The 14,506-nt window shown below is 74.5% G+C and carries 9 protein-coding genes and 1 pseudogene; 7 read left to right on the top strand and 3 right to left on the bottom strand.

Translation table 11 applies throughout. The features are described 5' to 3' along the window. Positions 1-94: 94 nt before the first annotated feature. Positions 95-1,486, bottom strand: coding sequence for a type VII secretion integral membrane protein EccD (eccD, locus tag ACGF13_RS34725; protein WP_392883086.1), 1,392 nt, complete (start codon positions 1,484-1,486; stop codon positions 95-97). Positions 1,487-1,754: 268 nt separating this feature from the next. Here eccD and eccCa point away from each other — a divergent pair, with 268 nt between their 5' ends. The 6 genes from eccCa to ACGF13_RS34755 all read left to right on the top strand — a co-directional run bounded on the left by eccCa (position 1,755) and on the right by ACGF13_RS34755 (position 12,492). Then, positions 1,755-5,783: a type VII secretion protein EccCa gene (gene eccCa / locus ACGF13_RS34730; RefSeq protein ID WP_392883088.1), complete on the top strand. Its 4,029-nt coding sequence runs from the start codon at positions 1,755-1,757 to the stop codon at positions 5,781-5,783. Beyond that, on the top strand, positions 5,780-8,467 hold the full coding sequence (locus ACGF13_RS34735; protein WP_392883091.1) for a hypothetical protein: 2,688 nt from the start codon (positions 5,780-5,782) through the stop codon (positions 8,465-8,467). The genes eccCa and ACGF13_RS34735 overlap by 4 nt, the downstream gene beginning before the upstream one ends. A gap of 34 nt (positions 8,468-8,501) precedes the next feature. Next, positions 8,502-8,630, top strand: a complete 129-nt coding sequence (locus ACGF13_RS34740; protein ID WP_392883094.1) for a hypothetical protein — start codon at positions 8,502-8,504, stop codon at positions 8,628-8,630. 691 nt (positions 8,631-9,321) lie between these two features. Then, on the top strand, positions 9,322-10,614 hold the full coding sequence (locus ACGF13_RS34745; RefSeq protein WP_392883096.1) for a hypothetical protein: 1,293 nt from the start codon (positions 9,322-9,324) through the stop codon (positions 10,612-10,614). Between the two features lie 94 nt (positions 10,615-10,708). Next, positions 10,709-11,893 carry a macrolide family glycosyltransferase gene (locus ACGF13_RS34750; protein WP_392883099.1) on the top strand — a complete coding sequence of 395 codons (1,185 nt, stop codon included), beginning with the start codon at positions 10,709-10,711 and terminating at the stop codon, positions 11,891-11,893. A gap of 95 nt (positions 11,894-11,988) precedes the next feature. Next, complete coding sequence (locus tag ACGF13_RS34755) at positions 11,989-12,492, top strand: VOC family protein (RefSeq protein ID WP_392883102.1); 504 nt, start codon at positions 11,989-11,991, stop codon at positions 12,490-12,492. 205 nt (positions 12,493-12,697) lie between these two features. On the opposite strand, the gene ACGF13_RS34760 is transcribed toward ACGF13_RS34755, so the two are convergent. Beyond that, positions 12,698-12,922 carry a hypothetical protein gene (locus tag ACGF13_RS34760; RefSeq protein WP_360509318.1) on the bottom strand — a complete coding sequence of 75 codons (225 nt, stop codon included), beginning with the start codon at positions 12,920-12,922 and terminating at the stop codon, positions 12,698-12,700. A 161-nt stretch (positions 12,923-13,083) separates the two neighbouring features. Next, positions 13,084-13,845 (bottom strand): thioesterase II family protein, encoded by a 762-nt coding sequence (locus ACGF13_RS34765; RefSeq protein WP_392883105.1) that lies wholly within the window; start codon positions 13,843-13,845, stop codon positions 13,084-13,086. Positions 13,846-14,236: 391 nt separating this feature from the next. On the opposite strand from ACGF13_RS34765, the pseudogene ACGF13_RS34770 reads away from it, so the two are divergent. Then, positions 14,237-14,359 (top strand): annotated as a pseudogene (locus ACGF13_RS34770) (metallophosphoesterase); the annotation flags it as partial. Between the last annotated feature and the right edge of the window lie 147 nt (positions 14,360-14,506).

Raw genomic sequence — 14,506 nt, forward strand, 5'->3', positions numbered from 1 at the left:
GGCGGTTCTCCTCGGTGGCGGGGCTCGGCGGGTACGGCGGGCCGGTACGGCGGATACGGCTGGTGGGCCGGCAGGTGGCGCGGGTGGCGCGGGGTCAGCCGGCGAGGGCGCGCAGCGCCTGGAAGGTGCCCGCCGCGGCGAGGGCGAGCGGGAGGACGGCGGCGGCCGCGAGGGTGTGCAGGAGGTCGGCGGCGCGGCCCCAGTAGGGCAGCAGGCGCCGGCCGGGGACGGTCCAGGAGGCGGCGGCCAGCAGGGCGGCGGTGGCCAGCAGCGCGGCGAGCAGGCCGGTGCGGGCGGCGGGGGTCAGCTCGGTGGCGAGGCGGGCGGTGAGCAGGGCCGGGCCCAGGACGGCGGGGACGAGGACGGCCAGGCGCTGGGGCACGGAGCCGATGCCGCGGGCGTGCAGCGCGAGCAGCAGGGACAGGGTGCAGGTCAGGGCGGTGGGGACCCAGCCGTCCTGGCGGGTGAGGGTGGTCAGGGCCAGGGCGAGGACGGGGGCGAGGGCGAGGTGGAAGGCCGTCAGGAAGCCGTCGGCGACGGTGCTGCGGGAGCGGACGGTGGCGGCGGGGACGGCCTCGATGCCTTCCTGGAGTTCCTCGGCGTTGCGGGGCAGGGCCGGCAGGCGCAGTCCGGACAGCCGGAAGCACAGGCCGGGCAGGAACGCGGCGGTGGCGACGGGGGCGACGGCCAGGGCGGCGGCGGTGGCGGGCGCGGTGAGCCCGGCCAGCAGCAGGGCGCCGGCGGCGGTGACGTGCAGGGCGAACAGGACCAGGCCGAGGAAGAGCGGGGCGGCGCAGCCGACGGCGGCCATGGCCAGGACGGCGGCTCCGGCGCCGGCGCAGCCGCCGGCGAGCAGCCGGGCGCCGGTGGCGGAGGGTCCGGTGGCGCTGGTGAGGAGGGCGCCGGCCACGGCGAGGTAGGGCACGGCGGTGGCGCCCAGGGCGGTGCCGGCGCCGGCGTCGCCGACGGCGCGGGATGCGCTGAGGGCGCCCAGGAGCAGGAACAGCGCGGTGACGGCGGCGGCGCCCGCGCGCAGGTGGGGCGGGCCGGACAGCAGCAGGAGGGCCAGGCCGCCGGCCAGGACGGTGACGGCCAGGGCGAGGGCGGTGTGGTGGGTGAGGGCGGGGCGCCAGGTGTCGGCGCGTTCGCGCATGCCGGTGGCGAGGCCGTCGGGGAGGTCGTCGTAGTGGACCTCGGGGAGCGGGTCGCGGCGGGGGCGCAGGTGGAGGTCCTCGCCGTCGCGCAGGCCGAGGGCGTCGGCGCCCAGTTCCTCGTCCAGGGGGGCGTGGCCCAGGCGTTGGAGGATCCAGCCGTCGTGTTCGGTGCCCTGCTCGTCGAGGTCGTCGCCGGCGTGGTCGAGGACGGCGGGCAGCAGGTCGGCGAGCGGGACGTCGGCGGGGACGACGAGTTCGAACACCGCGTCGGGTGCGTGGAACCTCAGTCGGCACAGTCCGGTGGCCGTGGTTCCGGTGGTGCTCCCGTTCAAGGTTCTCCTCGTGCTTGCGTGCGACGGTCGCCGTGCCGTCCGCGGGGTGGTCTCCTTCCCGGGGGACGGGCCGGGACGGGTGCGGGGTTCAATCCGAGCCGGACGGGCCGGACGGGCCGGGCGGACGGGCCCGGCGCGGACGTGGCGGGCGCCCTCGGCAGGGGGGGTTGAACCCGGAAGGGGTCGCCGTCCGTCGCCCCAGGAGGACGGCGCCCGCGCGGCGGGGCACTTCGCAGCCGTCCTTCCCGGGTGCGAGGGAGCGCTTTCGTTGAGTGTGGTAGTGGTCGAGCGTGCGCCGCGGCGCCCCGGGCCGGCGATGCCCGACGGCGAGATCCAGCTGCAGGAGCCGCCGGTCCTGCCGCAGTCGCAGAGCGGCATGTCGAGCATGATCACGATGGCGCCGATGGCGCTGAGCTCGCTGTCGATGGTGTTCGTGTTCCTGCGCCCGGGTGAGGGCGGCGGGATCATGACGTACGTCGCGATGGGCATGATGGGCCTCTCGGCGGTGGGCATGCTGGTGACGTCGCTGCTGCGCGGGTCCAGCGACCGCAAGCGGGAGCTGCGCGCCGAGCGGCGCGACTACCTGCGCTACCTCGCGCAGATGCGCCGTCAGGTGCGCGGGCACATCGTGCGCCAGCAGGAGGCGCTGGCCTGGCGGCACCCGGCGCCGGGGGCGCTGGCCTCGCTGGTGCGCACCTCGCGGCTGTGGGAGCGGCGCAGCGCGCACCCGGACTTCGGGGACGTGCGGGTCGGGGTGGGCCACCAGCGGCTGGCGGTGCGGCTGGCGCCGCTGGCGACCAAGCCGGTGGAGGACCTGGAGCCGCTGTGCGCGCACGCGCTGCGCCGGTTCATCCACGCGTACGGCACGGTCGCCGACCAGCCGATCGCGGTGTACGTGCGCGGCTACGCCCAGGTGCTGGTGCGCGCGGACGACCGGGAGGCGGCGCGGGCGCTGACGCGGGCGATGCTGGCGCAGCTGGCACTGTTCCACGCGCCGCAGGAGCTGCGGATCGCGGTGGTGTGCGAGCCGGGGCGGCGCGGGCGGTGGGAGTGGGTGAAGTGGCTGCCGCACGCGCTGCACCCGCAGGACACCGACGCGCTGGGGCCGGTCCGGCTGACGGCCGGTTCGGTGGCGGAGCTGGAGCAGGTGCTGGGGGCGGAGTTCGCGGGGCGCGGGCCCTGGGAGCCCGAGGCGCAGCCGGGCCGGGACGAGCCGTTCACGGTGGTCGTGCTGGACGGCGTGCCGGTGGGTGCGGGCAGCCGCGCGGCGCTCGCCGGGTGGCGCAACACCGTGCTGCTGGACCTGGGTGAGGCGCTGGAGTGGAAGCCGCTGCGGCACCGGCTGCGGCTGCGGATCGAGGAGGGCCGGCTGGCGATGGTCGGCGCGGACCGCAACCACCGGGACGAGGAGACCGACCTGGGTCGGGCGGACGCGCTGTCGCTGCCGGCGGCGCGGCGGCTGGCGGCGCTGATGGCGCCGTACCGGATCGGGGACGGGTCGGAGGGCGGCGAGCCGCTCGCCGGGGACTTCGACCTGGCGTCGCTGCTGGGCGTCCGTGACCTGCACGGGCACGACGTGGCGGCGGGCTGGGCGCGCGGCGTCGCCGACCGGCTGCGGGTGCCGCTGGGCATCGCCGCCGACGGCACGCCGGTGGAGCTGGACATCAAGGAGTCGGCGCAGGGCGGCATGGGGCCGCACGGGATGCTGATCGGGGCGACCGGGTCGGGCAAGTCGGAGCTGCTGCGCACGCTGGTGCTGGCGCTGGCGCTGACGCACTCCTCCGAGGTGCTGAACTTCGTGCTGGTGGACTTCAAGGGCGGGGCGACGTTCCTGGGCCTGGAGCAGCTGCCGCACACCTCGGCGGTGATCACCAACCTGGCCGACGAGGCGGCGCTGGTCGACCGGATGCGGGACGCGCTGCACGGGGAACTGGTGCGCCGTCAGGAACTGCTGCGGGCGGCGGGCAACTACAGTTCGCTGCTGGACTACGAGCGGGCCCGGGCCGGCGGGGCGGCGCTGGAGCCGCTGGCGACGCTGTTCGTCGTGGTCGACGAGTTCTCCGAACTGCTGGCCGCGCACCGGGACTTCATGGACCTGTTCATCATGATCGGCCGGCTGGGGCGGTCGCTGGGGGTGCACCTGCTGCTGGCCTCGCAGCGCCTGGACGAGGGGCGGATGCACGCGCTGGAGTCGCACCTGTCCTACCGGATCGGTCTGCGGACCTTCTCGGCGATGGAGAGCCGGGGCGTGCTGGGCGTCCCGGACGCCTACCACCTGCCCTCACAACCGGGCAACGGGTTCCTGCGCAGCGACATCGCCACGCTGACCCGGTTCAAGGCCGCGTACGTCTCCGGGCCCTACCGCGCGCCGCGCCCGGTCGAGGCGCGCCGCCAGGCCGCGGCCGGGCAGGTCGCGGTGTACGGCACGGAGTACGTGGCGCCGCGTCAGCCCGTCGTCGTGCCGGAGGAGGTGCGGGAGCAGGAGGCGGCGTCCGGCCGCAGCCTGCTGGAGATCGCCGCGGAGAAGCTGGTGGACGCCGGTCCGCCGGCCCACCCGGTGTGGCTGCCCCCGCTGGGCGTGCCGCCGACCCTGGACCAGCTGCTGGCGCCGCTGGCACCGGTGCCCGGGTGCGGGCTGACCGCCGAGGACGACCCGGGCCGCGGCGCGCTGCGGGTGCCGGTGGGCGTCGTCGACAAGCCCTTCCAGCAGGTCCGCGACCTGCTGGTCGCGGACCTGTCGGGAGCGGGCGGCCACGTGGGCGTGGCGGGCGGGCCGCAGAGCGGCAAGTCCACCCTGCTGCGCACCCTGGTGGCGGCACTGGCGCTCACCCATACCCCGCGCGAGGTGCAGTTCTACTGCCTGGACTTCGGCGGCGGCACGCTCTCCTCGCTGCGCGCCCTGCCGCACGTGGGCGCGGTGACCGGCCGGCACGACCCGGAACGGGTGGTACGCACGGTCGCGGAGGTGAACGCCATCCTGGCCCGGCGCGAGCAGAGCTTCGCCGAACAGGGCATCGACTCGGTGGCGGCGTTCCGGCGCGCCCTGGCCCAGGGGGCGCTGCCCGGCGAGAGCCACGGTGACGTGTTCCTGGTCGTCGACGGCTGGAACACGGTGCGCCAGGAGTTCCCCGACCTGGCACCGGCCCTGACCCTGATCGCCCAGCGCGGCCTGAACTACGGCATCCACCTGGTGGTCGGCACCACCCGGTGGGGCGAGGTCACCGGCGCGCTGCGCGACCTGCTCGGCACCCGGTTCGAGCTGCGGCTGGGCGACCCGGTCGACTCCGCGATCGGCATGCGGATCGCGGCGACCGTGCCCAAGATCCCCGGCCGCGGACTGACCGGCGAGGAACTGCACTTCCTCACCGCGCTCCCCCGCCTGGACGGCCACGGCAGCACCGAGGACCTGGGCGAGGGCGTCGCCGACCTGGTCGACGCCGTCGCCGAGCACTGGAGCGGCCCGCGCGCACCGGAGGTCCGGATGCTGCCGCTGCACCTGCCCGCCGCCGCGTTGCCCGCCCCCGAGGGTCGGCTGCGGGTGCCGCTGGGCCTGCGGGACGTCTCCATGGACACCCTGTGGCACGACTTCGAGGAGTCCCCGCACCTGGTCGTCGTCGGCGACAGCGAGGCCGGCAAGACCAACCTGCTGAAACTGGTGGCCGCCGGGATCACCCGCGCCTACCGGCCCGACGAGGCACGGATCATGCTGGTCGACTACCGGCGGGTCCTCCAGGGCGCGGTACCGCCCGAGTACCGGCTCGGACACGCCGTCGCCGTGGACGTGCTGCGCCAGATCGTCGACGGCGCGGCCCGGGCGATGGCCAACCGGCTGCCCGGCGCGGACATCGCCCCCGAGCGGCTGCGGCTGCGGGACTGGTGGGAGGGCCCCGAACTGTTCATCCTGGTCGACGACTACGAACTGGTCTCCGGTTCCCCCGGCGGCATGCACGCCCACCCGTTCGCGCCGCTGCTGGAACATCTGGCGCAAGGCACCGAACTGGGCCTGCACCTGATCGTGGCCCGCAGCGCCAACGGCGTCGGACGGGCCTCCTCCGACCAGCTGCTGCGCAAGCTCGAAGAGGTCAACACCCCCGCGCTGCTGCTGTCCTGCCCGCCCAGCGAGGGCTTCCTGTTCGGCAACACCAAGCCGCTCGCGCTGCCCCCGGGCCGCGCCCTGCACATCACCCGACGCCGGACCGTGCAGGTGCAGACCGCGCTCGTCGACGACGGCGACGGCGGTGTGGCCGGCAGCGGTGGGAACGGCAGTGGGGACGGGGACGGGGAGTCGAAGCAGTGAGTGCCGTCGAACGGGCCTCGGGGGCGCGGCGCTGGCTGCCCCGCCGGCACACCGACATCGCTGCGGCGCCGGCCGCCGTGGCTGCGGGCGCGGCAGCCCTGCACGAGGTGGGAGCGCACTTCGTCATCGCGCCCGGAAACGGGAACGGCACCGGGGCGGCGGCGCTGCCGGCCACGCTCACCGACGCGCTGACCGCGCTGGAAGCCGTGCCCGGCACCGTCACCGTGCTGGCCGCGGCCCCCGACGCCCAACCCGTCCTGCTCGGCCGCCTCGCCGACCTGGCCCGCACCGCCGCCGACCGCAACGCCGCCACCCTCGTCCTGGCCGCCTCCGCCCTCGCGGCGGCACCCGCGTCCGGACCCCGGCCCGCGCAACGGATCGCCGAGATCGCCGCCACCAGCATCGTCGCCCCGGACGGACTCGTCACCCTGCGCCCCGACGGCACCCTGCTGACCACGGGCGCCACCGACACCGAACCGTCCTCCTGGTGGCTGTTCACCCCGGACGGACGCACCCGCCGACTCGGGCCCGTGTGGCCCCTGCCCCGAACGGACGCGGGCGCGGCACGCGGGCGGGCGGGCACGACAGCCACCGCAGCGGCGGCACCGGCGGCGGCAGGCCCGGCACCCTCACCCACGGCACCTGCCGTGGCCGTGGCCCGGACGACTGCACAACCAGCCGTCGAACCGAACCCGACTCCCCCGCTCGCCGGTCCGGTTGTGCCGACGGCAAACCCGGCACCCTCCCCCGCGGCACCGGCCGGACCCGTGGCCGCAGCGGCGGCCCAATCGGCGGCCGAACCAGTGGCCGAACCCGCGTCGGAGGGCGCGGCCGACCCGCTGATGACCGTGCTGCCGCACGGCTTCTGGTTCCACGGCGGGCCCGGCCCGGCCGCCGTGCCGTCCCCCCTGCTGCGGGCCGCCGCGGCGCCCGGCACCGCGGTGCTGGTGGTGGGCCGCCCGGACGCACCCCTGCCGCCGGCCGCCGACATCGGCGCGATCACCACGGCCGCCGCCTCCGCCGCCGCCGCCGCCCGGCCCGTCCTGCCCGGCGCCGACCCCGCCGAGCTGCTGGTCAGCGCACCCTGGGCCGACACCGCGCAGCTCGTCGCCCTGGCCGGGGCGCTCGCCGTGGCCCTCGGTCACGACGTACGGGCCGCCGTCGGCCTGCCGACGCACACCGCGAGCGGCTGGTCCTCCCGCGTCCTGGGCGCCGACGGGGCCCCGGCCTGGGAGCCGTGGCTGACCGAACTGACCGCCAGCATCGAACTGGGACGGGTGATCGCCTCCGCGTGGCGTCCCCTCCCCGCGGCCTTCGCCGTCTCCGGGCCGGCGCTCCATCAGGCCCCGGTCGCGGGCTGGCGCCTGGAGGCCGTCCCCGCCGGGCTGTGGCTGCGGCCCGATCGGACACCCGACGACCGCGGCCCCCGGCTGCTCGACCCCGACCCCGCCCGGCCGACGCTGATCGCGGGCTCGGCCGACCGGCCGGCGCCCGCCGAGGTGCTCGCCGTCCTGGAGGACCTGGCGTCCGCCCTCACCGAACCGGGTGCCCCGGCCCCGCACCTGCTCCTGCCCGGCACCCCCAGCATCCACCGGGCCCCCGCGGCCGCCCCGGCGGCCCCCGAACCCCTCACGCCGGAGGCCCCCACCACCCCGGCTCCCGCCGAGAGCCACACCGAGCCGCCCGAGCCGCTCACCCCCGCCACTGCGGCGACCGTCACCACGGAGAGCACCGACACCCCCGACCACGGCGACGAGCAGCTCACCCCACCCGAGCCGACCACCCCGCAGGACCCGCTCCTCGCCCAGGCCCCCGCCGAGGGCGACAGCGAACCGATCGCCCCGGCCACCGTCACCACGACCGAGAGCACCACCACCCCCGGCTCCCCCGACTCCGCCGCCGCACCCCGCCTCCTCGTCCCACCGGCCGGCGCCGGCGCCGCCGGCCGGGTGTCCACGGCCGCCGAGCGGGCCGCCTTCCGAGCGCTGCTGGGCGCGGACTTCCACCGTTACGCCAGCCGCGCCGAGCAGGCCGCGCTGCGGATGCCGGCGCTGCGCGCACAGTCCCGGGACGACCTGAGGGACGATCTCGCGGCGGTGTACCTGCACCACACCGACACCGGGATCCCGGTGCACCGCGCCGAGTTGGTCGAGGCGGCCCGGCGAACCGCCGGCGGCGAGGGGCCGTTGGCCGGCTACCTGGCCTGCCTGGGATCGGGGCTGCGGCGCCTGCCCAACCACCGGGGCGCGGTGCTGCTGGGCGCCGACGTGTCCGCGTCGGTGCTGGCGCAGTACACGCGCGGTGCGCTGCTGGTGGAGCCGGCGCCCGTGGTGGGGACGGCGCAGGCCGAGGTGGTGCCGGGCACGGACGTCGAGTTCCTGCTGTGGTCGGCGACCGGGCGGCGCACATCCGTGATCGCCGAGGACGGGGATCCCGAGGTGGTGTTCCCGCCCGGCACCCACTTCCTGGTCCTCGACGTACTGCCCGCCGACGAGGACCGTCCGGCCCGGGTACTGCTGCGCGAGAGCGTGCCCGGCGGCGCCGGGGACGAGGCCGCGGACGAGCAGGACCGGGCCCGGCTGCTGGCCTGGCAGGAGCGCCGCGACCGGATACCGGCCGAACGGCTTCGCGCCCCCGCCCGCCCCGAGCGGCTGCACCTCGCACTCGGCGTCACCCCCCGGTAGCCGTCGCCGCCGTGTTCTCCGGACCGTGACCGGTGTGGATCTCCGAGGCGTCCTCGGCGAAGGTGGTGTCGCGTACGAGGACTTCGTCACCGGCCTGGTCGACGAGTCCGTCCACGACACCGCGGAACAGGACCTGCTCGCCGACCTGGCCACCTCGGCCTGACGCCCGGGAATCCTCCGGGACGACCTTGCGGCCTTCGCGTGATCCTGGACTCCGCCGAGCGGGCGAGGACGTGACGCGAAGGCCTCACCGCGGGATCGCGCCCTTCTCGTTCCCGGCGGCGTCGTACTCGGCCACGATCCACAGTGCGGACCCGGGAGCCGAACCTGCGGCGCTCCGGCCTCGGGGCCGGGCCGGACCCGGGCGGCTCGGTCACTGGTCATGGGGGTGGAACTGCCCCTCGTGTCCTTGCGGGCCGACCCGGCCGGGCGGGACGGTCCCGCCCGGGGCCGGCCGCGGGGGCCGGTGGATCCGGGGCCGGGGCCCGGTCGCCCGACGATCACCGACTCCGCCGCTGCCACGAACGACACCGGGGTGACGGGTTCAAACATGCGGAACAGCGGTGCCCCGATTCTGGCTCGTTTCCCGCACTCGGCGCCCCGTGGCCCCCGGCAGTGCTTGTGGCGGGAGGGATGCGCACCTAGATTCACGACGTGTCGATCCAGTAGCTGAGAGTGGCAACGGCGTCCCGCCGTGAACGCGGTGCCCGGCGGTCCGATCGTGGTGGACAACGCCCTCTTCCCCGGTCGGGTGGAGATCCCGCCGCCGGCGATGACCGACGCCGTCACCCCGGCCTGGAAGAAGCCCCGATCCGTTCCCCGTCCTCTCGACTCCCTCGTGGAAAGGCTCACGCATGACCACCCTCACCGGACAGCACGAGAACGGCCGGCACGTGAACAGCCCGTCGGACCACGACTCGGACCCGCACGAGACCGACCTGCGCCGGATCCGCGCCCTGATCCTGGCGGCGGACGGGCCCGAGGAGCAGCTTGCGGCGGTGATCAGGTCGGCGGGCGCCGAGCAGACGGCCGCCGACCTGGTGGACGAACTGGTCAGCCGGGCCGACCTGAGCGAGCAACTCGCCGCCGCGGCGGTGGTGGTGCAGTTCGAGCTCGCCTTCGACGGCCAGGTGCTCCGGCACCACCTGCTGACCGGCCCCAAGGCCGAGCACCGCACCGGGCCGGCCGACGAGCCCAGCGCCACCGTCGAGCTGGACCTGCTCGACCTGGCCCGCGCCGTCTTCGGCGCCCGGCACACCGCAGGCCACCGCACGCCCAGGATCACCTGGCACGGCATCGAGGACCCGGCCCGGCTGATGCCCGCACTGGCGGCCTTCCCGGTCGTCCAGCAGCTGCTCCGCGGCTTGGTGGAACAGCCGCTCGACCTGGCCGAGTTGTCGCTGCGCCACGGTTCGGACAAGTGGGGGCTGCACTACTACACCGAGCACTACGCCCGGCACTTCGCCCCGCTGCGGGACCGGCCGCTCACCATCCTGGAGCTGGGGATCGGCGGCTACGCCGACCCGGCGGCGGGCGGTGGCTCGCTGCGGATGTGGAAGCGCTTCTTCCGGCGGGGCCTCGTCTACGGGGTCGACGTCTACGACAAGACGGCGCTGCGCGAGCAGCGGATCCACACCGTCCAGGGCGACCAGGCGGACCCGGCCTTCCTCACCGCACTGGCCGAGCGGATCGGGCCGATCGACATCGTCATCGACGACGGCAGCCACTACTGCCCGGACGTCATCGCCGCCTTCGGCGCGCTCTTCCCGCACGTGGTCCCGGGCGGGCTCTATGTGATCGAGGACCTGCAGACCTCCTACTGGCCGGGCTACGGCGGCAGTTCGGAGCGGCTCGGCGACCCGACCACCAGCATGGGCTTCCTCAAGCAGCTGCTCGACGGCCTCAACCACGAGGAGCACGAGCCGCCGACCGCGCACCGCCCGAGCGGGACCGACCGGACGCTGGCCGGCGCGCACTTCTACCACAACCTCGCGATCCTCGACAAGGGCCGCAACGAGGAGGGCACCGTCCCCGCCTGGATCCCGCGCCGGCAGCTGAGCGCCGAGGAGATCGCGAACGCCCAGTGGGCCGCCGAGCAGCAGTCCGAGCCGCAGCCCGAGCCCGGCCCGGACCAGGACCCCAGCTGAGCCGCGCGGCCTGCCGCGCCCCTTCTCCCTTCCCGAATCGCGCTTCTTGCTTCCCTCTTCCCTCGTTCCTCTTCCCGATACCGACGGAGCAGCAGTGAGCCACATCCTGATGGTCAACATCCCGGCCCACGGCCATGTCTTCCCCACTCTGGCGGTCGTCGGTGAACTGGTACGCCGCGGGCACCGGGTCACCTACGCGGCCGTCGACGACTTCGCCCAGGCCCTGGCCGAGGTCGGCGCCGAACACCTGCGCTACGACTCCACCCAGCCGCTGGACAGCGTCGGCGGTCCCGAGAACGGGCGCACCCCGCTGATCTTCCTGGACGAGAACATCGCCATCCTGCGCGCGGTCCAGGAGTGGTTCGGCGACGCCAGGCCCGACGCGGTGGTCTACGACGCCGTGGCCTTCCAGGCCGGTCGGATACTGGCTCACACCTGGGGGCTCCCGGCCGTCCAGTCGACGCCGTTCTTCGCCTCCAACGACACCTACTCCTTCGTGCAGCAGATGATGGAGGCGGACGGCGCGGTCCCGCTCACCGAGGAGGTGATGGTCGAATTCGGCGTCCGGATGGCCGAGTTGCTGGCCTCGCACGGCATCGACGAGCCGGCGCACGAGTTCATGATGCGCACCGAGCGCCTCAACCTCGTCCACGTGCCGCGGTTCTTCCAGCCGCACGGCGAGAGCTTCGACGAGCGCTTCGCCTTCGTCGGGCCGTGCCTCACGGACCGCTCCTTCCTGGGGGAGTGGCGGCCCCCGGCGAGCGGCCTGCCGGTGGCGCTGGTCTCGATGGGGACCGTGCACAACAGGCATCCGGAGTTCTTCCGGCTGTGCGTGGACGCCTTCGCCGAGCTGCCCTGGCACGCCGTCATCTCGGTCGGCGGGGGGATGGACCCGGCCGACCTCGGTCCGCTGCCGGACAACGTCGAGGTCCACCGCTGGGTCTCGCACCTGACGGTGCTCCGGCACGCTCGGCTGGTGATCACCCACGGCGGCATGGGCGGCGTGCTGGAGTCCCTGGACGCCGGCTGCCCGATACTCGGAGTGCCGTCCTGGCCGGACGTCGCGGCCAACACCGCGCGGGTGGCCGAGCTGGGCCTCGGCCGGGTACTGCTGCCGGCGGAGGCCGACGTGAGCCTGCTGCGGGCCGCGATCACCGAGGTGGCCGCCGACGCGGCCGTGCGGGAGCGGGGCACCGAGGCGCAGCGCCTCACCCGGGAAGCGGGCGGTGCCACCCGCGCCGCCGACGAGATCGAGGCCTACCTGAAGCGCACGACCTGATCCCACCACAGGGCCCGGCGTCCCCGACGAGAAGCGGAACGATCAACGGCCGCCCAGGGGTCCCGGTGGGCGGTGCGCGCCACCATGGTGGGCCGATGTCATCGACCAAGCAGTTCCAGGTCACCTTCGACTGTGCGGAACCCGAGCGCCTCGCCCGTTTCTGGTGCGAGGCGCTGGGGTACGTCGTGCCGCCGCCACCGGAGGGGTTCGCCACGTGGGGGGACTACAGGAGCGCGCAGCCGGCCGAGCGGCGGGAAGCGTGGTTCGCCTGCGTCGATCCGTCAGATGTGGGGCCGCGGTTGTACTTCCAGCGCGTTCCCGAGGGCAAGGCCGCCAAGAACCGGCTGCATCTCGACGTGCGGGTCGGTACCGGGCTGGTGGGTGAGGAGCGGCCGGCCGCGCTTGAGGCCGAATGCGCACGGCTGGTCCCGCTCGGCGCGGTACACGACCTCGTAGGTCCGGTAGAGCTCCCGGCCATGCGGCTCGGTCCCGACGCCGCCGACGAACAGGTACCCCGGACTCATGACAGCTCCTGTGAATCGGAGCGAATGGAGGGGTGCCGGTACGGCCCGAGCGTAGTGCAGCAGAAGTGGGCCTGACACCAGAATGCCGAAGAATCCGGCGTTCGACCGGACACCCGGGAACCCGTCTCGCGGCGCGATATCGATACGATATCCGGGTCTGGGAGAATATCCGACAGCATACCGGCGGAGTGAATTCTCCGCTTTCGGAAAGGATTTTTCGGCCCGTCCTCCGGGAGGGAACTCACGGGGGAGATCAGGGAGCGGTGCGCGCCGCGCTCTGCTAGGACTCGAGGAATTCCGGGAGGACGCGGGGTGGCCATGCTCCGACGCTCAGCACACCGAGGGAGTGCGCCCGGGAGACCAGAGCCGGCCGGTTCGCGGCCTGGAAATGGCGCATCATCAGCCCGATGCGGTACTCGATGCCCTGCGGGCTCAGATAAAGCGATGCCGCCAGCCGGACGGTCGGGGTGCCGACCGCGACGCCTTCCAGGATGCGGGCGTCCACGGCGGTCAGCCGACGGACGCCCGCGCCGCCGGAAGGGCCCCCGACTGCCGGACGGGCGCCGCCGGCGGGCCCGGACCGCGGCGGCCGCTGCGCGGGCTTGATCTCCTCAGAGGTCGCTGACGGTGTCACTCCTCGGTCCCCCTTCCCTGTCGTCGGCGGTCTCAGGCGCGCGGCGTACCGGCGAGGTGGTCGCGGAGCATGCCGGTCACCTCGTCCGCCCGGCCGCTGAGGTAGAAGTGCCCGCCGGGGAAGACCTTGAGGTCGAACGCGGCCGTCGTGCGGTCGCGCCAGTGCCCGGCCTCGGGGACCGGTGTCCAGGCGTCCTGGTCCCCCACCACGGCGGTGACCGGGCAGGTGACCGCGGCGTCACGGTCGGTCCGGTAGGCCCCCAGGGCCCGGTAGTCGCCGCGCAGCACGGGCATCACCATCGCGAGCAGTTCCTCGTCCTCCAGGAGCCGGGCGTCGGTGCCGCTCATGGCCCTGACCTCGGCCACGATGCCTTCGTCGTCGAGTGGGTGGGAGGGCCCGGGCCGGTCCGCGGACGGCCCCTTGCGGCCGGAGACGAAGAGGTGGTCGATCCGACCGCCCGCGCGCTCGATCCGCCGGGCCACCTCGAAGGCGACGAGCGCGCCCAAGCTGTGCCCGAAGAAGGTCAGGGGGAGGTCGTCCCAGCGGCGCAGCGCTTCGGACACTTCGTCGGCCAGCCGGTGCAGGTCCTGGACACCGGGTTCCTCCCGGCGGTCCTGCCTGCCGGGGTACTGCACGGCCAGGACGTCCACCGGACCGCTCAGTGCGGCGGATACCGGGAAGTAGAAACTCGCCGAGCCGCCGGCGTGCGGAAAGCAGACCAGTCGGCGCGTGGCCGTCGGCGAGGGATGGAAGCGACGGCACCACAGGTCGCTGTCCAAAGAGAGGGGGATCATGTCGGCCTTTCATTCCTTTCGCGAAATCCGCGCGGTGCCGGCGGGCGGGGTGTGGTGATCACGTCGGACACCCGCCGCACCGGTGGGCCGGCTGGTACGTACTAATCCGGGGATCCCCGATCGGCGACGGTCGGCGGGTCACGGGCGCCACATATGACAGCCTGCCATGCCTCCGGGAATGTCAGCAAGTACGCATCGGAGCGCATCCGGCACTCATGCCCGGGTTCAAAACCGGCCGTTTCTTCGGCGAATGGTAAGAACGTTGCAGCGCCGAGCAATCCTGTGGGATTTACTTGGCTCCGACTCGGCAGCAACGGTCCGGCCGGACCCCGCACCGCGGATCCGGGCGAGGAGGCGAGGGCACCTCATGGCAAGGTTGTACGCCGTCAGTCCGCGGACCGTCCACGCGGACGGGGTGCGGCATCAGGAGGTGTCCCTCGGGTATCCGCGCGAGTGGCGGCGGTGGGGCAAGCCGGATCCGCTGCTGCGTGAGGTCTTCCCGTCCGGTGAGTAGCGGTGACGGACTCCGGCCGGTGGGCCGTGGTGGGCGGCCTGGTCCTGACCACCGTGACGGTGCCGCGCAGCGTAAACCCGGCATGCGCGCAAGACCTGTGCTCTAGGAATACCTCTAGATACGACAGGACCGCGTTGACCCGTTCAT

The sequence above is a fragment of the Kitasatospora sp. NPDC048286 genome (genome assembly GCF_043201735.1).
Classification (GTDB): Bacteria; Actinomycetota; Actinomycetes; order Streptomycetales; family Streptomycetaceae; genus Kitasatospora.